Here is an 18,726-nt window from a genome sequence, read left to right on the forward strand (position 1 = left end):
TTATAAGTTGCAAACATGCAGATTAGATTGCAAAGGGGAGCCTGTCACCATGCACAAATGGATTATGTTTACCGTTTTCGTTGCTGCGTCATTGCTGGGTGTGTTTTTGTTAACCTTCAAATTGCCTGAAAAGCCAGTTGATGAATCCGCTTTAATGCCGGATGGCGTGACGCTTATGAAGGTTGTGGCATCCAACGATTTTACCTTTAATGAAGATGTGTTTACGGCCAAGGTTGGGGAAAAGGTCATCTTGAGACTCGAAAACAAAAGCGGTGTCCATGGCATCAAGATTGATGAGCTTCAAGTATCGCTTGACAATGCCAACAAAGAGACGGAACTTGAATTTACGGAGCCCGGAGAATATATCATCTATTGTTCGATCGCATGCGGACCGGGCCATCAAACCATGCAAGCCAAGTTAATTGTAGAAGCTGCATAAAGCAAAACAGACAATGGGAAGGAGCCGAAAGGCTCCTTTTTGCATGCGATGGCGGCTGCGGCTGCCTCCCTTAATTACCTGGCGCTTCGCGCTGTTTTGCGGCGTTCCCGCGCAATTAACACATCAAGGAAAAAACCAAGCAGCGCCCAAGTCAAAATAGTTAAACTGTACATCATCAACACGCTTACCTCATGAATGTCGATAAACAGGTCCGCAAACCAGGCTGGAACACTCAGCATAAAAAACACCATATTGTGGGGATCATAGCCCGTGTAGTTGAAAGCACAGATGCCAAAACCAATTAATGCCGCGATAGCGGTTGCTTTGTAGCGCATGGCGAATGTCTCTCCTTTACTTGTGTGTTCAAAAAGCACATTGCCGTTATACAAGCCTTTAGGTTATTATGTGACAAAAGGATATTAATCATGCTGACGCCAAAAAGCGTCGGGCTAATTCACATTTGGGAGGCAAATCTACATGATTACCCATATCGTATTTTTCAAATTAAAGGACAGAAGTCAAGAAAGCGTTGACGCGACGGCAGCCGTTCTTCGCAATATGGAAGGGAAAATCGATGTGCTGAAATTCATCGAGGTAGGCACAGACGTGCTTCATTCCGAGCGTTCATACGATATCGCTTTGGTCACTAAATTTGATTCCCTTGCCGATCTGGAAGCTTACCAGATTCATCCGGAGCATCAAAAGGTCATTCAGCATATGACGCTGGTGAGAGAATCTTCCGTAAGCGTCGATTACGAAAGCTAAGAGGCCAAACGATCAATGGCGGAAATGAGAGACGTATACGAGATGTTGACCTATCTGCTGGTTATTATTTTCAGCAGTATCATTATGGTGGCCTGGCTGAAGCGAAGAGCGAAGCGCAGGAAGTAAAGCCGAAAGCAGGGAAGCCTTTATGTATTACGTAAATCAGGAGCAAATATCCGCCAGGCTGGCGGAAATCCCTCAAATCGCCGAAGCTCTTCGGGAGTTGTCCGGCAATTGGAAGGGAACGGCCGTTGAAGGTTTGGCGCAGGAGCGCTGTCTTCATCTGGCTATTGAAATCGTTACGGATGTGGGGAGCTGTCTGATTGACGGCTTTATTATGAGAGACGCTAGCAGCTACGAAGATATTATCGACATTACAGGCGCTGAAGGCGTTTTTTCGGAGCATTTGCGGGACAACCTGATTCAATTGGTTAAGCTGCGCAAACCTCTGGTACAGGAATATTATAGTTGGCCGCGAGCAGAGCTTCATCACATATCGGCGGAGTTGTCCGTTTGGCTGGAGGACTATAAATCGTCTGTTGAGCATTATTTGGCTCGGGAGCTGGCTTAACGATTGTAAAGAGGTTGACGCGCTCATTAATGCGCGTCAACCGGACAATGATGCCATCGGGCCGGCGGAGGCAACAATCCGAGGCATGGAGGTGGAACCGTGGCGCAAAGGCATAGAGAACAGAGTGAGCATAAGGAATCCACTTACGGCGCTGGTCCCAAAACCGGAGGTGCGACCCGCAGAAATATCCTGCATTATTTGCGTGTCAGAGGAAGGATGCATGCCAGCGAGCTTGCTCATGTCCTTGAATTAACGGAGATGGCGATCAGACGTCATATGCATGAGCTGGAAAGAGAAGGAGCCGTACGGATTATTACCGTCCGCCAAGCAATGGGCAGACCTCTGCACGCCTTTGAACTGACGGAGCAAGCAGAGCAATATTTTCCGAAAAACTATCATTCCTTAACGATTGATTTGTTGGCGGAGCTGGAGAGAGACGAAGAAACGGCAGTCTTGATCGACCAAATGTTTCTGGGAAGAAAAAACCGGCTATTGGACAGATATGCTCCCCGAATGGACGGAAAAAATCTTTCGCAGCGCGTAACGGAGCTTGCGATTATCCAGAATGCAGGCGGTTATATGGCTGAAGTGGAAGAACGTCCTGAAGGCGGCTATGTGCTTCATGAATATAATTGCCCCATTAAAGGTGTTGCGGATCAATATCAGCAGGCTTGCAGCTGCGAGCTTGCATTGTTCACTTCGCTGCTGGGAGCGGATGTGGACAGAACGGAGTGCCTGGCCAAAGGCGGAGGGCGCTGCAGTTACGAGATCAAAGATTCCAGCCAATCGGATTTATAGAGATTGCACTTAATCAAAAAGAAGGCGGAGCCTGCCGGGACAAAAAATCCTGGCAGGCTTTTTGTATGGAGACCAACAAGGGCCCGCCAAAGCCAATTTTTATTGGCATGAAAAACTACGAAGGCCATCATAAAGGTTTTCGCAGTAAGTTTGTGTCAAAACAAGCCCATGCTGACTATACTGTCAATACGTTATGGGCATTTGCCCGGCAAAACCCGACAGGACGCGGTGAAGGGAGCTGGCGGATATGGAATGGATTGCAGCGGTTGCGACAGCTATATTTGCAGTGCTGACAATCGGCATATTGATGGCTATGCGCGCGTTGGTTATACGATTGCAAGCTCTGCAGCAATCGGCGCTGGAAGCCAAGGCCGAAATAACCCGCCTGTCGGAGGAAACCCGTGCAGTGTTGATTCCGGCAGAGGAAGCCATGCGAAACCTGCAGGAAGGGCTGGAAGCAGCCAAAGGCTGGTTTCGCGCCATTGAAGATGCCGGAAGCATGGTGGCCAAAACAACGTCAGCAGCCGAAAAAGCGGCAAACGTACTTAGTCAATCCGCGATCAGGCATGCGGAGCGCCTTTCACAATCACGAGAGGCGGAACAAGCCGTGCAATGGGCGGAGCTTGGTTTGACTGCCTGGCAGCTGTGGCGATCGGGCCGCAATCCGTCAGGGTCTGCCGAATCCGACCATTCATCCCGCACCTCCCATGCATCAACGATGCAGGCGAAAGGGAACGCTAAGAATGAAAGGAGACAATGATCATGCACAAACGAAAAGGAAGCAGTGGATTTTTGCTGGGCGCATTGGCCGGAGGCGTATTAGGCTCCATCACGGCGCTGCTGTTTGCGCCAAAAAGCGGCAAGGAGCTTCGCGGCGACATTGCAAGCGGAGCGCAAAAGGTGGGAGAGTCCACTCGTTCAGCCGCAACCCGCGCAGGCGATGCGACAGGGCGTTTGGCCAAAGAAATCGGAAGCGGCGCAGTTAAGCTGTTCGACCGGACTAAAGAAGTTGCAGGAAGCGCTGTACATGCGGTTAAAGGCGTCAAGGATGGCGAAGCTAGCCATGCCGACGGTCCTGTCGTATCGGTTTCTTCACTCGCAGTGGAAGCGAGCGATGAATTAGGCGAGCTTACCGATACCGGCGAAAAACGCGAGGCGTTTGCTGAAGCGGGCGTAGCTGTATTGGGCAACATCGGCGGCGGTGATGGCAGCCGTTTAACGGAGCAGGATGCCGAGGCGGCAAGAGAATTTTCCGATGAAGATATTAGCGGATAATACTCATATTGCTGGTATATTGAACGGGGATATCAGGGTGTGCAGGATGCCCTGTATCCCCTCTCTGCTCCGGAACAAACGCTAATTCGGATTTGCGGCTCTTGACACCGCAACGGCGCGTTCCTCCTTGAAGCTTGTCCGGATATGCGTTAAGATGTAGGTACGTTTTTGAGCAAATAGACATATGCTGTGTTGTTAATTGCTCCGATGATTGTAACCTACTCCAAGAAAGCGGTGTGTTTGTGCAGCAACCGATAGCAATATTAGATTCCGGCGTAGGCGGCCTAACGGTGGTCAAAGAAGTGATGCGCCAGTTGCCGCGGGAGAAAATCGTTTATTTTGGGGACACGGCCAGAACGCCTTATGGACCGCGCTCCGCTGATGAAGTATTGGATTTTACTCGTGAAATTGTAGATTATCTCATTCAATATAAGCCCAAAATGATTGTTATAGCATGCAATACAGCCACAGCCGTCGCGCTGACGGATATCCGCTCCAGAGTGGCGATTCCGGTCGTAGGCGTCATTAACCCCGGCGCGCGGGCTGCCATCGGCAGAACCGCTACGGGATGCATCGGCGTTATCGGCACGGAAGGAACCATAAGAAGCGGCGCTTACGAAAATGCGCTGCGCGAGCTTTCGCCTCACGTGCAGGTGGTGAGCGAAGCATGTCCCCGCTTTGTAACATTGGTTGAGCAGGGGAATTTTCGATCCTCCGAAACTTTCGATGTCGTATATGATTCCATTGCTCATATGCGGACATATCCTATAGATTGTTTGATTCTTGGTTGCACTCATTATCCGTTTTTGACGGAAACCATATCTGAAGTCATGGGCAGCGAGGTTAATCTAATCAGTTCGGCGGATGAAACAGCAAGGGAAATCAGTACGATCCTGCATGACAAGCGCAAGCTTGCGCGGGGAGATGAATTTCCCGTTCACCAGTTTTTCTGCAGTGGAGATCCCGCGATTTTCCGGGCAATCGCCCAGCAATGGCTCGGTGAACAGATTCAATTGACGCCGGTTGTCTGGCAGGTGCCCCATATCAGTTGATCCCCATCCCATAAAAACACTAAGGGCCGTCTTTCATTGAAAGGCGGTTTTTTGCATGGATAGGACAATCCCGACCTCACATAGAATGTAATAACCCGGTTTAACCGAACCTCGTGGCTTCGGTCCGGGTTGCATTTTCCAAATCGGGGAGGACAACCATGCTTGATAACGGAACCTATTTGTATGAAAAAATGATTCAGGACAGCTGGCAGCTCGGGAGCGGTCATTCTTCTTTATCCGTATATTCGATCGGCCGCAGTGTAATGGGAAGAGAGCTGCTCCTCCTTCGCTGCGGTTGCGGTCCCCGGCATATTGGAATCAATGCGGCATTTCATGCTAATGAGTGGATTACATCGGCGCTGCTGATGAGATTTGTAGCAGAGCTGGCGGAACAGTACAAGGGGGAGGGAGAGGAAAGCGGCGACCAAATGCCGGAGCTATGTCGGAGCACAACCTTATGGGTTGTGCCAATGGTTAATCCGGACGGCGCCGAACTGGTACAGCGGGGTTTATCCTCCGTTCATCCGCACTGGAGAGACAAATTGCTTGCCTGGAATGAAGGCAGGAATGATTTCAGCGGGTGGAAGGCCAATATAAGAGGGGTTGACCTCAATGATCAATTCCCGGCTTATTGGGAAGAGGAGCGCAAGCGCAGAGGAGTTCCCGGCCCTGCTTCCCGCGACTATCCGGGACCATTCCCGCTTAGCGAGCCGGAGGCCGTCTCTATGGAAAGATTGACTGAAAGCCTGCGTTTTGACGCTGTATTGGCGCTGCATACGCAAGGCAGGGAAATTTATTGGAATTACCGGGACTACGAGCCGCCCCATGCCGAAAATCTGGCCGAAAAGCTTGGCGCCGCCAGCGGGTACAAGCCGGTGAAGCTTAGCGGAAGCGACGCCGGGTATAAGGATTGGTTTATCCGGCAATATCGAAAACCCGGATTTACAGTTGAGGTTGGTTTGGGAGAAAATCCGCTACCCGCCGAAATGTTCGACGAGCTGTACGCGGAGCTGAAGCCGCTGCTGCTTGAAGCGATGCTTCTGTAGCGCGATACTTCTATAGCAATAGATTCGAGCGGAATTCTTGCAGAAGGAATGGCCGGGGTAGTGATGCAGGCAGGCCAAAGGTCTGGCGTGAAGCTGGACCCTGGTCCTGCGGCGGCAGCTTTATTTTTTGGACTGCAGGTCAGTGAGGAATGGCGGAGTGTTATGCTATACTGGTTTCAAAAATCGATAAAAGCGGTTGTTCAAAAAGCACACTAAAAGGGGGATGCCAAATGCGAAAGCTATTATCGTTAAGGCATTGGAAAAATACGTTTGCTCTTATCTTTCGCTTGTTGAAATCCCGAGACGTATCCATATGGGACAAATTTCTGTTTGTCGTGCCTGTGTTTCTTTATTGGGTTCTTCCCGATGTCATGCCGATGGTTCCGATCGACGATATTGCATTTACGATGATTATAGCGGAATGGTTTGCTGTTAGGATGGGGAAGAAGTATAATATACTTTAGCGCCATCAAGGCAGTGAGACGATTCAAGAAGGAGCTGAAGCAGAGTGAAATGCAAAATATCCCGCAACGCGGCAAAAATGATACAGCAGGAGCTGGACAAGCCTGAAAACGAAGGCAAGCTTCTGCGCGTGTTTGTAACGCATGCCCATGGCGACCACGCCCATTACGGAATGGGAGTTGACGTGCCTGGCGAGAAGGATGAAGTTGTTTCGACGGATAAGGGTATCGACGTCATTTTGGAGAAAGACAATGATTTTCTGGACGGTATTCGCATCGATTATTTCTACGTTCCGGAGGAAGGTTTTGCGATTACAAATCCGTCCAAAGGCAATCACGGAGACCACTGACGTTTCCCGCCTGTCAGGGCTTAGGGGGAACGGATGTTGAAACATGGCAACTAACGACATAAGAGTTTGCGATAAATGCAAGCATATGGCGATGAAATCAACCGTAGCCAAGATCCAGAAATTGGCTCCGGATTCCGAAATTCGCGTTGGCTGCAAGTCGTATTGCGGTCCTTGCGCGCGTTATGCCTTCGTATTTATTAACGGGCGTTATATTAAAGGCGCTACCGAAGACGAAGCCATTGAAAAAGCAATGACTTATTTGAAGAAATAATTTATACCATTGGTAGCCGCAGCTAAATAGAAAGCCTGCCCAAAAAGTCCAGCATGGAGAAAGCATGCAGGACTTTTTTTGTTTACTTTTATGAACACAAAGTATAAGCCGAAACCCGGAAAGGAGCATAAAATGGATATTATTACTCCGCAATTGCTCTACCATGGCACAACTAGCGGCACGGTGGATTCCTTTCGAAGCAAGCTGTTGAACAGTCAATATTGGAAGCCCGGCAAAGATTTCGGGGAAGGCTTCTACACCACCATCTCGATTGCCCAAGCTCGAAAATGGGCGCATAAAGGCGCCAAAGAAAGCTGGGATGGAAGCAAGCCGTGCGTGTTGGTCGTCGAACTGAAAAGCATCCCTCCCGGCATTGCGCCGCTGCTGTTCCTTTCGGACTCGCATGGTTGGGCGGGGTTTGTGTACCAGCACCGCAAAGCAAGCGTGAAGGGGCATGATCCCTGTGCCGCGCATCCGGAGATTATTATTGGTCCCATGGCGGACAATGACACTGGCAAAATCGTACAGAAGGGGATACAATTAAACAAAGATGAAGATTGGTTCTACGAACAAATTACAACGTCCCGCAAAGGCCGGAAGCTGGATTCGCTGCAGTTAGGCAATCAAGTGGTGTTTTGTTCCGAAATTTGGGAGCCTGCCTTAGTTTTCGTAGGTTGCCATATCTATACGGGAGGAAGGTGGATCTATGAGGACGCCCGCTCGTACAATCAGACTCAGCATGTATGAACGCAGCATACTTGATGCTCTGATCAGCCGGCATGGGTATGAGCATAGCTTTGCCCGCAGTCTGGTGATTGATTATATCGATGTTTTGCGCAAAATAGGCGGTTATGAGCAAAGCGGACATTATGCCGATCTCATTCATCGAGCATATAGTGAAGGCTGCAGTCCCGAACGCTGGTTAAGCATCATCGCCGATGTTGAACAAGGCGAAGCCAGAGACCGGGGGATCAGGGAGGAGCTGCAGCACGATCTGCAAAGCAAATAATGCATTTATACCATTTGGATTGGGACAGTGAGACGACTCCGGTAAAAGGAAGCTAGCAATAGCGCCTAAAGCCATGCGGGTCGTCTTTTCCTAGGGCGCTCCTTATTCAGCTTTAAGGAACGCCTAAATGGAGGAGGAGAAGGATTGTTGCGTACTCATACGGTCGGACAAGTCTATTATTATACCGGAGCGGCGCTTTTTTTAGCTGCATTGATCGGGGCTGAGCTGATCTGGCTGCCCGCTCCGATTGCCTGGAACGGGGGCGTCGAATGGATTGACATGATTAATTGGCTCCAATATGGCGTTGCGGTCATTCCGCTATGCTGGGTTGCAGGCGGCATTAAACGTCTCAAAAGGGCTGGCGGGGGCCGGCTGTTGTATTTGACCAGATGGGGTGTAGCCATTGCCGGAATCATTGCCGCGGCGTCACTCGCGGTTGGGCCTCAGCAGCTGATTGCCTTGTTTATCGGCAGTATTGCGTTATCTTTGATTCTGCTGTTTGCCGACTTGCTCATTACAGAATACATAAGCCGCAAAGCGGTACCCTGGCGATCCGGCGCTGCATTTGCCATTATGCTGGTCTTGCTGTCTGCAACTCTCTGGCCGACCGGAAAAATGGTAACATACCCCGGGATGACGCTTAATTTAAACCGCTACGCTCATATGGACGGGGGCGAATCCGGAGGAACGATCGACGGCGTCTTGGTTTTTGACAGGCCTGCCGTGCTTGCGGATTCCTTGTACGGCCGTTTATTCCCTCAGTATGTGTTTCAGCCCAAACCGGAAAACCAGCCATCGCTAACCCAAATTTACGCTGAAGCCGTCGAGATGAAAAATGACGCCAACTCGATTGCCTCCGCTATTGCGTTGCAGAAGGTAGGCCTTGGCAAAGGCGTCATTTATGACGGCGTGTTGGTCGCCGGCATTGTCGATGGCAGCCCCGCTCAAGGCATATTGAGGGCCGGGGATATTATGGACAGCGTTAATGGAACGTTATTGAGTAAAGTGGAGGAATTGCTGGACTATATGAGCGCAAGGGTCAAACCCGGCGATGCCATAACGGTTGAAATACGCCGCAACAACAAGGTAATGAAGTTCGACGTACCGACGGTAGCGGCAGCCGATGATACCGCGCGGGCGGTCATGGGGATTTCCGTAGAAACGAAGATAGAGCTGGATACTCCCCGAAAAATCCGCTATACCAAATATACGGCTCATGCAGGGGGGCCATCTCATGGCGCGATGCTGACGCTGGCGTTTATGGATCAGCTGACGCCAGGCGGTTTGACCAATGGCCATCGCATTGCGGGCACGGGGACGATCGAAATCGACGGCTCCATCGGTATGGTAGGCGGAATTCCTCAGAAGGCATACGCCGTAAGCCGGACGGAAGCAGATGTGTTTTTTGTTCCGGCAGAAGGTGCAGAAGCGGCTATTAAGGCGGCGCCGACATTAAATATTGTGGCTGTAAACCATATTGATGATGTGCTGGAATGGCTGAAGAAACAAAACTAAATCCAGTTGGAGCCTATAACGCGCAAGAATGAAGATCAGCTTGGATAGAGGAGTGATTGTATGATTATTGTGCAGATGGGCAACGAAGAATTGAAGGCTGCGGCAGAACTTTCGGACAAAACATTTCGAGATAAGGACCAATCCTCGATGGCAGATGCATTTCCGGCCATTTTCTCCGGAGCGTTAGGCTGCTCTCTGGGCTGTTACGATGGAAATGAGCTGATTTCCTTTATGGGACTGGTGCCCCAACATATTTCAATTGGAGCTGCAAAGCTGCCGCTGATGTCGCTGGGCTCCGTTTGCACGGCAGAGGAGCATCGCGGAAAAGGTACTGCAAGCCTGCTGCTGCAGGAAGCTTTTCGCCAAATGGATGAAGCCGGTGCAAGCTTGCTGTACGTATCCGGCGACAGACAATTGTATATGCGGAATGGATGCCGTTTTTTTGGCGATGCCCCGACTTATGTTTTGCAAAATGAAGGAGCCAATGGCCAACCTGGCCTTGCTCCGGGTTACGTGGTCAGAGAAGCGGCTGCGGCGGATTTGCCCGCTGTTCAGAGCATTCACGATGCCGGGGTTGTCCGTTACAACCGCAGCATCTACGAAACAGGCGTGTTGCTAAAGGCTCAAGCGCTGGCAAGCATCTACAAGCTGCGGCAAAGTCTTGTCGTCGCAGAGCTAGACGGCGAAGTCGCTGCGTACGGCGTTTTGGCGGTGCCAGGCTCAGAGGTCGCCTCCAAGCCGCCTTTTGTTGTGGAATACGGGGGAGATGCCGCCGCAGTCCATGCTTTGCTGAGGGCAAGCCTGGATCATTTTTCGCTGGGGAGTCTTTCTATAGCCGTTCCTTGGCAGGAGGCAGAGCTGCACGACATGCTGGCGGGCAATATCCGCGAGGATGGGAAAAATGAAGGAACTGTGCGGATTCGCAATCCGCGTCAACTGTGGAAGCAGCTTGCCCCTTACTTGATCGAACGCGACGAAGAGGCGTTTTCCGGCATGCTGCTGGAAAACGCCATATCGGAGGAAGATCACGCCTGGGCGGCCACGCTCCTTATATGTGGAGAAGAAGTCCGGCTGAGCCGCGACGAGCTGACTGCCTTGCTGTTTGACCCGGAACCGGCGGTTTCGTCATTGTCGGAGGATCAGCTAGCTTGGGCGGGCAGACTGCTGCCTATCCCTCTCCCCTATTCCGCTGCTCTGAACTACGTGTAGAAGCGTCGCTGGAAACATCGGAACTGCCGAAATCACTGATGTCAGTGAAAGCATCGCTTTCTCCGGAATGTTCGGCATCATTGGAGTCATTGAAGTCGCCGGTTTTGCCGGGATCGCTAGTTTCGCCCATGACTTCTACCGCCCTGCCGCTGTAAATGTGGCGAAGCAGATCGCCCATAATAATTCGGTCCGATATCGTAAGCTGCTGCTCTGACTTTAGCGTGATAGGCTGGCACAAAGCGCTGTCTGCCAGATCTCCGTCTTTCACCGAATAACAGAAGCCTTCGCCGGTTATGCCGTCTTCCGGGGGCATATAGTAATAATCGCCATCGGTCCAGGAACCGTTGCGTTGTACGACAATATGACCGGTAACATCCTGCGTATCTGTAAGCAAAGGCATGCCCAGCATGCCTTTTTCCTGTGCGGAAATGCCAAGCAAATGAAGCAGGGTTGGCGCTATGTCCAGTTGGCCGCCCACTGCGTCGCGTGGACCCGCCTGTCCGTTATCTGGAAGATGGAGTATAAAAGGCACGCCTTTTACCGTCTGCTCCCGCTCAAGCTTGCTATCGGGATTTGCCATAAATCGGTCGTACAGTTCCCAATCCGTAAGCGAATTATCATGATCGCCGTACAGAGCCAAAATCGTATTATCCCACAAGCCGTTGTCCTTCAAATGTTGAATCAATTCCCCCAATGCCGCGTCGGCATAATGGATGCTCTGCAAATAATCTCCCATAATCGTGCCATCCAGTTCCTCCGTGTCCAGTTCGCGAACAGCTTGCGGAAGTTTGAAGGGATGATGGCTGGTCAAAGAGATCAGGAAAGCATGAAACGGTTGCTCCAGTTCCGAAATGACCTCCATCGATTGTCTGTAAAATGACTTGTCTCCAAGCGCCCACCCCAATGGTTCGTCCAACTTGAAATGTTTCAGGCTGTAAAACGCATCGTATTTCATATTGGCATACATCACATTCCGGTTCCAAAAGCCGCCTTGGTAAGCATGGAATACGTTGGTGGAGTATCCTTGCTCCTTAAGCTGCTGGGGCATACACCCGAATTGGTGGGACGCATATTGGATAAACACCGAACCGCTCTGCAGCGGCAACAAGGAGCAATTGGCGCCAAAATCGGCATCCGATGTACGTCCCTGTGCAGTCTGATGATAAAATCGGGTCCAGTGGGCGCTGCTCTCCATCAGCGCATTGAGATTTGGCGTTATTTCCTTGCCGCCGATGGATTGACCTAACACAAAGCTTTGCAGCGCTTCCATTTGGAGGATCAAAACGTTGCTTCCTTCATAGGCGCCAAACAGGCTGTCTTGCTGCAGCGGGCTTCTTTCGGCGTCCAGTTCTGCCAGCCACTGCTCCGTATCGGAGCGCTGCTCGGCCGTTACGGTTTCTGCTCCAAACCAATTCAGCTTGGCGTAGCGGTACACGTCATAACCGTGAAAACCCAATCCTCCTGTTACATTGTAGATGGACAGGTTCCACCAGTTTTTCTGAAACAGCCCTTTAGCCCATGTTTCGGTGGCATGATGAACGCCGCCAAAAAACAGGCCGGCGCCCAGACATAAAGCAACGATGCCAGCAGCGCCTCGCTGAAGCAGCCGGCGCCGCCTTGGCAATAACGAACTCTTTGCCGCCTTTGAATCGCCCTTCCATAAGAGAGCGATGGCTAAGGCAAATAGCAAGGGCAAATCAGCGAATAGCCAAAAATCGGGAAGGCGCAGCAGTTCGCCTATGCTATCCCCGAGCGAATCCACCTGGCCTGCTTGAAGCAGGACGGGTACAGTAATCAAGTCCTGAAAATAACGGTAATAGACGACATCGCCATACAGAAGAAGGGAAAGCGCCAAATTTAGCACGGCCAGCGTCATGTTGCGCGCCCTCGGGGGCAGCCAGATGCACCAGAACGACACGAGCAATACGGCCCCTGCTTCAATCATTAAATCTTTGCGGGTCATATCCATATACAGCACGGAAAGCAGCCGGTTGAACCAATACAGCTTGAGCAGCATCAAAAGCGCAAACAGAAGCGTATCCAGAACGACGAATCGTTCAAATATGCTCTGGATACGCCGAATCAAGGTGTTTACAGGAACGCGATTGCTAGACATTGCCGCGATCTCTAGGAGGGAGAGGCCCAAAAAACTGCAGTAAGTCTGTTTGAATGCGGCCGTTATAAAGCTTGCGTTTTTTGTCTGCCTTTTTGCCCATGTAATGCTCGATCGAAGTAGAAGGGCTGATGGTAAAAACAGACCAGGTCGGATAATGCAGCATAGTCAGACCAAATTGCCGCAGCGCTTTTTCCACGGAGGCATCGTCGCCCAGCCTCTCGCCATAGGGAGGATTGGTAATGACAACGCCGTAGTCGCCTTGAAGCTTTGCTTTGGCTACCGGCAATGTCTGTACGGAAATTTCTTTGGCAAAGCCGGCTTTTTTGATGGCGGCTTCAGCAATGGAAATGGCGTCCGGGTCGATGTCGGAGCCCGAAATGTTCAGAGGTACGTCGTCTTTTACCGAATCATACGCTTCTTCACGGGCAATCTCCCATAAACTTTCCGGCACAAGCGGCCAGCCTTGGCTGCTGAACGTGCGGCGCAGGCCAGGAGCGATATTCCACGCAATCATAGCCGCTTCCACAAGAATCGTGCCGGAGCCGCAGAACGGATCATAAAGAGGCCGTTCCGGCTGCCAGCGGCTGAGCTGAATCAAGGCAGCCGCCATTGTTTCGCGCAGGGGCGCTTCCGTGGAAGCCAGTCGGTAACCGCGTCTATGTAAACCCCAGCCGGTTGTATCCAGCGTCAGCATTGCTTCATCATTCATCAAGGTGACTTCGATCACGTATTTGCCGCCATCCTCGGGAAACCATTCCGTGCCGTACCGTTCTTTCATTTTTTCCACAACGGCTTTTTTGACGACGCTTTGACAGGCGGGCACGCTGGTCAGCTGAGATTTCTGCGACCTTCCGTTAACGGGGAATTCGCCATCCTGCGGAATCCAATCCGGCCAATTCAGCGCTTTGGCGCCTTCAAAAAGCTCCTCGAATGTAGTAGCCTTAAATTGGCCCATGTTGACCAATATGCGTCCGGCGGAGCGCAGCCATAGATTAGCTCGGCAAATATCGCCCGGCGTTCCGGTAAAATTGACTCTTCCGTTTTCCGTTTTCAAATCGTGGTAGCCCAGTTCCTTGAGCTCGCGCGCAACAACCGCCTCCAGTCCCATCGGGGCGGTCGCAATCAGGTGAAGTTGATTCATTGAGTACACTCATTTCGTTTTTCGGTATAGGTTTGGTACAATTAAGTATAGGCCATATGTTAATAGGATTTCCACATGAGATTGCATTAGAAACCTCGCAATGAAATTTTTTTGCCATAAAAGGCACTCAACAGCATCGATAAACGCTCCAAACAGCAAGACGATACTAAAACTCATAGATGTTAAATAAGGATGGAGGGTTACGAGTGAATCTGGACGAGCAATATGTTGAAGGGTTATACAAGCGTGACGATATATTGGAAAACGTAAAGGAAGGAACGGCCGCGCTCGGCATGCCCGCTATTTCGATCGCTGAAGGGTATGGCCGTTTGCTTACGATGCTAGTTCGCATGACGGGAGCGCAAAGGGTGCTGGAGATCGGCGCATTGGGCGGCTATAGCGGCGTTTGTCTTGCGCGCGGCATGGAGGGCGGAGGCCGATTGGTTTCGCTGGAACTGCATCAGTCCTATGCGGACGCCGCACAAAAGCATATGGAGCAAGCTGGATTTGGGCATGTTGTGGAATACAAGGTTGGCGATGCCCGTGAAAGTCTGACATTGCTGAATGAGGAAGGCGCGACTTTTCACTTATTCTTTATCGATGCCGATAAGGAAGGCTACCCGATTTATCTGGAGCGCGCCATTGAGCTCGCCGAGCCAGGCGCAGTCATTGTCGCAGACAATATTTTGCTTCGTGGAAGAACGGTTGACGAAACCAGACAAGGGCCTGCCGTACAGGCGGTGCGATCCTTTAATCAAACAATCGCAAGCGACCCCAGACTGGAAAGCACGGTGCTTCCGGGCTATGATGGACTGGCCATCGCGATCGTAAAGAGGAAGTAAACCAGCCGCAGCCCTGACTGAAGGGATAATGTTGACGGCTGCCCTCTCCTTTTTTTCATCCCGTCTTCATGACTGGCGCTACGACTTGTCATACTATTGTCATAGGAATCCAAAGCCCGGCGGTTGTTAGCCGCTGTGAAAAAGGGCATAATGGTAAGCAGATGAAAATACATAGAAATGGGGAACGGCCATGTCTTTTAACGACCGTTTCATACGGGCAAGCCGGAAGGAACAAGTAGACGCGGTACCGGTATGGTACATGCGCCAGGCGGGACGTTATGATCCAGACTATCGCAAAATAAAAGAGAAATATTCGCTGCTGGAAATATGCAAGCAACCGGAGCTTGCGGCGGAAGTTACGATGATGCCGGTTAAGAAGCTGGGTGTCGACGCGGCTATTTTGTATTCGGATATTATGAATCCGGTTGCGTCAATTGGTATTGATTTTGATATAGTTGCAGGAATCGGTCCCGTAATTCATAACCCTATTACAAACGCGGCGGATGTAGATCGTTTGAAGCCGATCGATGTGGAGGGCGACTTGGGCCATGTCTTGGAGACGATTGCGATATTGGACCGCGAGCTGAAGGTTCCGCTCATTACGTTTGCGGGAGCTCCGTTTACGATTGCCAGTTATTTGATCGAAGGCAAACCTTCGCGCAATTATCTCAAGACCAAAGAGCTGATGTATAGCCAGCCGGATGTATGGCACAAATTGATGAATAAGCTCGGCGATATGGCTATCGCTTATTTGCGTGCGCATATCAGGAGCGGCGGGAAAGCGTTTCAGTTGTTCGACAGCTGGGCAGGCGCGTTGTCTCCGGCGGATTTTCGGACATTTGTGCAGCCGACTGTGGAGCGGATTTTTGCGGAGCTTGGCGATTTGCCGCAGCCCAAAATCTATTTCCCCGGCGTAAGCTCGGGCGAACTGCTACCGCTGCTCGGGAATTTGCAGGCGGATGTCATCGGCTTGGATTGGCGCGTATCCATCCAGGAGGGACGGCGGCGGTTAGGCGGAAGCAAAGCGGTGCAGGGCAACCTGGATCCAACCGTGTTGACGGCTCCGATGTCTGTCATTGAAAGCCGCGCTGCGGAAATTATCGATCAAGGCTTGCAGGAGCCGGGCTTTATTTTTAACTTGGGACACGGTCTATTCCCGGAAGCGTCTCTGCCCAAGCTTGCCGAGCTGACTGCATTTATTCATTCCTATTCGGCAAAGGCGATTGCCGCCAAAAGCAAGGAGGGAGCGGGTTATGTCTAACAATCAGGGAAAAATCGGAGTTTTGGTCATGTCTTACGGCACCCCGGAGTCCATGGACGACGTGGAGGCTTATTACACGCATATTCGTCGCGGGCATCCACCGACGCCCGAGCAGCTTAAGGAGCTCAAGGACCGGTATGAAACCATCGTTGGCGGCGTGTTCCCGCTTCGTGAAAATACGGATGGTCAAGTAGCCGGGCTGCAGGATAAGCTGGAGACGCTTTATCCCGGAAATTACGTTTGTTATCAAGGACTCAAACATGCGCGCCCCTATATTGAAGATGGCGTTGAGACGATGGCGAATGACGGTATCACAAAAGCTGTTGGCATTGTTCTTGCGCCTCACTATTCCGTTATGAGCGTTGGAAGCTATATCAAGCGGGCCAAAGAAAAGGCGGCCGAACTTGGTGTCGAAATGGCTTTTGTGGAAAGTTATCATCTTCACCCCAAGCTGATCGAAGCGCTCAGGCAGCGCGTTGAGGACGGTCTGTCTGTTTTGGCCAGCGGAGCGGCGGAAGAAGAACCTGTAAAAGTATTATTTAGCGCCCACAGCTTGCCGGAGCGTATCCGTGAAATGGGCGATCCCTACGAAAAGCAGCTGCTTGAAACATCGGAAGCAGTGGCCAAAGCCGCTAACGTTTCCGATTGGCAGTTCACCTGGCAAAGCGCCGGGCGGACGCGGGAGCCTTGGCTTGGCCCCGATATTCTGGAGACGTTGGCGGAGCTTCAGGAGCAGGGAGTTAAAGCCGTGCTGGCGGCGCCTATCGGTTTTGTTTCGGATCATCTGGAAGTTTTATACGATCTGGATATCGAGGCCAAAGCGGAAGCGGCCAAACGCGGAATTACTCTGGAGCGGATCGCCATGCTGAATCGTGACCCGTTATATATGGAAACATTAGCAGAAAGCATTGTGGATGTTTTGGCACATGGAAGAGAGGAATGACTGTTATGCGGAGTGCGGATGTCATTGATCGAATTGTCATTATTGGCGGGGGGATCAGCGGGCTGAGCTCCGCTTTTTATTTGCAGCGGGAAGCACAGAGACAGAATCGCCGGGTCAAAGTTACGATAGTGGAAGAAGCGCCTGCCCTTGGAGGGAAGATCAATACTTTGAAGAAGGATGGCTTCGTTATTGAGAAGGGACCGGATTCCTTCCTTGCGCGCAAGCTGCCTATCATCGATCTGGCTAAGGAGTTGGGGATAGAGCAGCAGTTGACGGCGACCAATCCCGCAGCGGGAAAAACCTACATTCTGCATCAAAAAAAGCTGCATGCGATGCCGCCTGGACTGGTGTTGGGCGTCCCTACGGAAATTGCGCCGTTTGTGCGGTCATCGTTAATTTCATGGCGGGGCAAATTTAGAGCGCTGCTGGATCTGGCTCTGCCAGCGCGTCCGGCTACCTCGGACGAGTCGTTAGGCGGATTTCTGGAGCGGCGTGTCGGCACCGAAATGATGAGGCGAATCGCTGAGCCGCTTCTTGCGGGGATTTACGCCGGCGATTTGAAAAAATTGAGCCTTCAGGCTACTTTTCCGCAATTTGCAGAGTCTGAACGCAAATACGGCAGCTTGATCAGAGGTATGCTCAGCAACCGCAAAGCAACTGCCGCGGCGGCGAAGGGCAAAGCTAAAGGCAGCACTTTTCTGACCTTCAAAGGCGGCTTGTCCGCAATGGTGGAGGCTTTGGACCTTGCGATGCCGGAGGTGGAGCGCCGTCTTGGCGTTAAGGTGGCCGCAATCAAGCATCACCGCCAGTCAGCCGATGGCGGGGAAAGTGCCGATGCGGGGGGAACTGATGGCTCTAAACAGACTGGCGATGAGCGAAGAGACGGCATTGGCGGCTGCGGACGAGAGCAGTTGAAGCCCCCTTATCGTGTCATGCTTTCAAACGGAGAGACGCTGGATGCGGATTATGTAGTGGTGACCACGCAGGCCTATGCCGCTGCCGATTTGCTGGAGCCGCTGGTTGATGTCAGCGAGCTGCGGCGTATCCGTTACGTGTCGGTAGCCAACGTGGTTATGGCGTTTGACAAATCTACGTTTGGCGTGGAGTTTGACGGTTCGGGCTTTGTGACGCCTCGCTCGGAAGGACTCAGCATCACGGCATGCACCTGGACGTCCAGCAAATGGCTGCACTCCAGTCCCGGCGACAAAGTGCTGCTTCGCTGTTATGTCGGGCATTCCGAGGACCAGGAAACGGTCAAGCTGCCCGATGACGAGTTGATCGCTGCCGTACGCAGAGATATCCAAACAACGATGGGCATTACTGCGGAGCCGGAATTTACGGAAATTACGCGTCTCAATCGTTCCATGCCGCAATATCCGGTTGGACATGTCCAGAACCAAAAGGCATTGAGGGAAAGGCTTTCTCGCGAGCTGCCCGGCTTGTGGGTTACAGGCGCCGCGTTTGACGGTGTGGGCTTGCCGGATTGCATCAGGCAAGGCAAGGAAGCGGCTGGCGTTATTTTGAATGCAGACAAGGCTTGAACCGTTATAAAATATGGCCAACAAACATCCTTCTCTCCAATCGGGGAGGAGGATGTTTGCTTTTGGGGTATGATTTTGCCCAGCCACTATGGCTGTGAAAAAAATAGCAGTCTCGCAACGA

Annotated in this window: 22 protein-coding genes; 19 read left to right on the plus strand and 3 right to left on the minus strand. The window is 51.6% G+C overall.

Annotated elements, in window-relative coordinates:
- Window positions 1-49: 49 nt before the first annotated feature.
- A complete protein-coding gene (locus ACX93W_RS00595; protein WP_459390386.1) occupies window positions 50-439 on the plus strand; it encodes a cupredoxin domain-containing protein in 390 nt (129 codons plus the stop codon).
- Between the two features lie 74 nt (window positions 440-513).
- On the opposite strand, the gene ACX93W_RS00600 is transcribed toward ACX93W_RS00595, so the two are convergent.
- Window positions 514-774 (minus strand): hypothetical protein, encoded by a 261-nt coding sequence (locus tag ACX93W_RS00600; RefSeq protein WP_459390387.1) that lies wholly within the window; start codon window positions 772-774, stop codon window positions 514-516.
- A 142-nt stretch (window positions 775-916) separates the two neighbouring features.
- Here ACX93W_RS00600 and ACX93W_RS00605 point away from each other — a divergent pair, with 142 nt between their 5' ends.
- The 14 genes from ACX93W_RS00605 to ACX93W_RS00670 all read left to right on the plus strand — a co-directional run bounded on the left by ACX93W_RS00605 (window position 917) and on the right by ACX93W_RS00670 (window position 10,761).
- A complete protein-coding gene (locus ACX93W_RS00605; RefSeq protein WP_459390388.1) occupies window positions 917-1,204 on the plus strand; it encodes a Dabb family protein in 288 nt (95 codons plus the stop codon).
- A 148-nt stretch (window positions 1,205-1,352) separates the two neighbouring features.
- Window positions 1,353-1,775, plus strand: a complete 423-nt coding sequence (locus ACX93W_RS00610) for a DUF86 domain-containing protein (RefSeq protein ID WP_459390389.1) — start codon at window positions 1,353-1,355, stop codon at window positions 1,773-1,775.
- Window positions 1,776-1,874: 99 nt separating this feature from the next.
- A complete protein-coding gene (locus ACX93W_RS00615; RefSeq protein WP_459390390.1) occupies window positions 1,875-2,573 on the plus strand; it encodes a helix-turn-helix transcriptional regulator in 699 nt (232 codons plus the stop codon).
- Between the two features lie 247 nt (window positions 2,574-2,820).
- Window positions 2,821-3,333, plus strand: a complete 513-nt coding sequence (locus tag ACX93W_RS00620; RefSeq protein ID WP_459390391.1) for a hypothetical protein — start codon at window positions 2,821-2,823, stop codon at window positions 3,331-3,333.
- 2 nt (window positions 3,334-3,335) lie between these two features.
- Window positions 3,336-3,848 carry a YtxH domain-containing protein gene (locus ACX93W_RS00625; protein WP_459390392.1) on the plus strand — a complete coding sequence of 171 codons (513 nt, stop codon included), beginning with the start codon at window positions 3,336-3,338 and terminating at the stop codon, window positions 3,846-3,848.
- A gap of 242 nt (window positions 3,849-4,090) precedes the next feature.
- Entirely contained in the window at window positions 4,091-4,900 is an 810-nt protein-coding gene (racE, locus tag ACX93W_RS00630) for a glutamate racemase (protein WP_459390393.1), read from the plus strand.
- A 158-nt stretch (window positions 4,901-5,058) separates the two neighbouring features.
- The gene (locus ACX93W_RS00635; RefSeq protein ID WP_459390394.1) at window positions 5,059-5,946 is read left to right on the plus strand and encodes a M14 family metallopeptidase; all 888 of its coding nucleotides are present in this window, start codon (window positions 5,059-5,061) and stop codon (window positions 5,944-5,946) included.
- A 230-nt stretch (window positions 5,947-6,176) separates the two neighbouring features.
- Window positions 6,177-6,410 carry a hypothetical protein gene (locus ACX93W_RS00640; RefSeq protein ID WP_459390395.1) on the plus strand — a complete coding sequence of 78 codons (234 nt, stop codon included), beginning with the start codon at window positions 6,177-6,179 and terminating at the stop codon, window positions 6,408-6,410.
- 44 nt (window positions 6,411-6,454) lie between these two features.
- Window positions 6,455-6,757 (plus strand): iron-sulfur cluster assembly accessory protein, encoded by a 303-nt coding sequence (locus tag ACX93W_RS00645; protein WP_459390396.1) that lies wholly within the window; start codon window positions 6,455-6,457, stop codon window positions 6,755-6,757.
- Between the two features lie 43 nt (window positions 6,758-6,800).
- On the plus strand, window positions 6,801-7,028 hold the full coding sequence (locus ACX93W_RS00650) for a YuzB family protein (RefSeq protein ID WP_459390397.1): 228 nt from the start codon (window positions 6,801-6,803) through the stop codon (window positions 7,026-7,028).
- A 132-nt stretch (window positions 7,029-7,160) separates the two neighbouring features.
- Window positions 7,161-7,775 (plus strand): DUF3990 domain-containing protein, encoded by a 615-nt coding sequence (locus ACX93W_RS00655; protein ID WP_459390398.1) that lies wholly within the window; start codon window positions 7,161-7,163, stop codon window positions 7,773-7,775.
- A complete protein-coding gene (locus tag ACX93W_RS00660) occupies window positions 7,735-8,037 on the plus strand; it encodes a hypothetical protein (protein ID WP_459390399.1) in 303 nt (100 codons plus the stop codon). Before ACX93W_RS00655 ends, ACX93W_RS00660 begins: the two co-directional genes overlap by 41 nt.
- A gap of 144 nt (window positions 8,038-8,181) precedes the next feature.
- A complete protein-coding gene (locus tag ACX93W_RS00665; protein ID WP_459390400.1) occupies window positions 8,182-9,552 on the plus strand; it encodes a PDZ domain-containing protein in 1,371 nt (456 codons plus the stop codon).
- Window positions 9,553-9,612: 60 nt separating this feature from the next.
- On the plus strand, window positions 9,613-10,761 hold the full coding sequence (locus tag ACX93W_RS00670) for a GNAT family N-acetyltransferase (RefSeq protein WP_459390401.1): 1,149 nt from the start codon (window positions 9,613-9,615) through the stop codon (window positions 10,759-10,761).
- Here the strand turns inward: ACX93W_RS00670 and ACX93W_RS00675 are convergent.
- Complete coding sequence (locus ACX93W_RS00675) at window positions 10,721-12,877, minus strand: LTA synthase family protein (protein WP_459390402.1); 2,157 nt, start codon at window positions 12,875-12,877, stop codon at window positions 10,721-10,723. The two genes, ACX93W_RS00670 and ACX93W_RS00675, sit on opposite strands and share 41 nt — an antisense overlap.
- A complete protein-coding gene (locus ACX93W_RS00680) occupies window positions 12,870-14,018 on the minus strand; it encodes a THUMP domain-containing class I SAM-dependent RNA methyltransferase (protein WP_459390403.1) in 1,149 nt (382 codons plus the stop codon). The genes ACX93W_RS00675 and ACX93W_RS00680 overlap by 8 nt, the downstream gene beginning before the upstream one ends.
- Before the next feature lie 179 nt (window positions 14,019-14,197).
- On the opposite strand from ACX93W_RS00680, the gene ACX93W_RS00685 reads away from it, so the two are divergent.
- From ACX93W_RS00685 to hemG, 4 genes are all read left to right on the plus strand, one after another.
- Window positions 14,198-14,860: an O-methyltransferase gene (locus ACX93W_RS00685; protein WP_459390404.1), complete on the plus strand. Its 663-nt coding sequence runs from the start codon at window positions 14,198-14,200 to the stop codon at window positions 14,858-14,860.
- 190 nt (window positions 14,861-15,050) lie between these two features.
- On the plus strand, window positions 15,051-16,121 hold the full coding sequence (hemE, locus tag ACX93W_RS00690) for a uroporphyrinogen decarboxylase (RefSeq protein ID WP_459390405.1): 1,071 nt from the start codon (window positions 15,051-15,053) through the stop codon (window positions 16,119-16,121).
- Window positions 16,114-17,064, plus strand: coding sequence for a ferrochelatase (gene hemH / locus ACX93W_RS00695; RefSeq protein ID WP_459390406.1), 951 nt, complete (start codon window positions 16,114-16,116; stop codon window positions 17,062-17,064). Before hemE ends, hemH begins: the two co-directional genes overlap by 8 nt.
- A 5-nt stretch (window positions 17,065-17,069) precedes the next feature.
- Complete coding sequence (gene hemG / locus ACX93W_RS00700; protein WP_459390407.1) at window positions 17,070-18,605, plus strand: protoporphyrinogen oxidase; 1,536 nt, start codon at window positions 17,070-17,072, stop codon at window positions 18,603-18,605.
- Window positions 18,606-18,726: the final 121 nt, after the last annotated feature.

The sequence above is a fragment of the Paenibacillus sp. CAU 1782 genome, assembly GCF_054551715.1.

Coding starts and splice junctions, on each gene's coding strand:
- ACX93W_RS00595 (WP_459390386.1), top strand. CDS start 50: ATGCACAAATGGATTATGTTTACCGTTTTCGTTGCTGCGTCATTGCTG.
- ACX93W_RS00600 (WP_459390387.1), bottom strand. CDS start 774: ATGCGCTACAAAGCAACCGCTATCGCGGCATTAATTGGTTTTGGCATC.
- ACX93W_RS00605 (WP_459390388.1), top strand. CDS start 917: ATGATTACCCATATCGTATTTTTCAAATTAAAGGACAGAAGTCAAGAA.
- ACX93W_RS00610 (WP_459390389.1), top strand. CDS start 1,353: ATGTATTACGTAAATCAGGAGCAAATATCCGCCAGGCTGGCGGAAATC.
- ACX93W_RS00620 (WP_459390391.1), top strand. CDS start 2,821: ATGGAATGGATTGCAGCGGTTGCGACAGCTATATTTGCAGTGCTGACA.
- ACX93W_RS00625 (WP_459390392.1), top strand. CDS start 3,336: ATGCACAAACGAAAAGGAAGCAGTGGATTTTTGCTGGGCGCATTGGCC.
- ACX93W_RS00635 (WP_459390394.1), top strand. CDS start 5,059: ATGCTTGATAACGGAACCTATTTGTATGAAAAAATGATTCAGGACAGC.
- ACX93W_RS00640 (WP_459390395.1), top strand. CDS start 6,177: ATGCGAAAGCTATTATCGTTAAGGCATTGGAAAAATACGTTTGCTCTT.
- ACX93W_RS00650 (WP_459390397.1), top strand. CDS start 6,801: ATGGCAACTAACGACATAAGAGTTTGCGATAAATGCAAGCATATGGCG.
- ACX93W_RS00655 (WP_459390398.1), top strand. CDS start 7,161: ATGGATATTATTACTCCGCAATTGCTCTACCATGGCACAACTAGCGGC.
- ACX93W_RS00660 (WP_459390399.1), top strand. CDS start 7,735: ATGAGGACGCCCGCTCGTACAATCAGACTCAGCATGTATGAACGCAGC.
- ACX93W_RS00670 (WP_459390401.1), top strand. CDS start 9,613: ATGATTATTGTGCAGATGGGCAACGAAGAATTGAAGGCTGCGGCAGAA.
- ACX93W_RS00675 (WP_459390402.1), bottom strand. CDS start 12,877: ATGTCTAGCAATCGCGTTCCTGTAAACACCTTGATTCGGCGTATCCAG.
- ACX93W_RS00680 (WP_459390403.1), bottom strand. CDS start 14,018: ATGAATCAACTTCACCTGATTGCGACCGCCCCGATGGGACTGGAGGCG.
- ACX93W_RS00685 (WP_459390404.1), top strand. CDS start 14,198: ATGTTAAATAAGGATGGAGGGTTACGAGTGAATCTGGACGAGCAATAT.
- hemE (WP_459390405.1), top strand. CDS start 15,051: ATGTCTTTTAACGACCGTTTCATACGGGCAAGCCGGAAGGAACAAGTA.
- hemH (WP_459390406.1), top strand. CDS start 16,114: ATGTCTAACAATCAGGGAAAAATCGGAGTTTTGGTCATGTCTTACGGC.
- hemG (WP_459390407.1), top strand. CDS start 17,070: ATGCGGAGTGCGGATGTCATTGATCGAATTGTCATTATTGGCGGGGGG.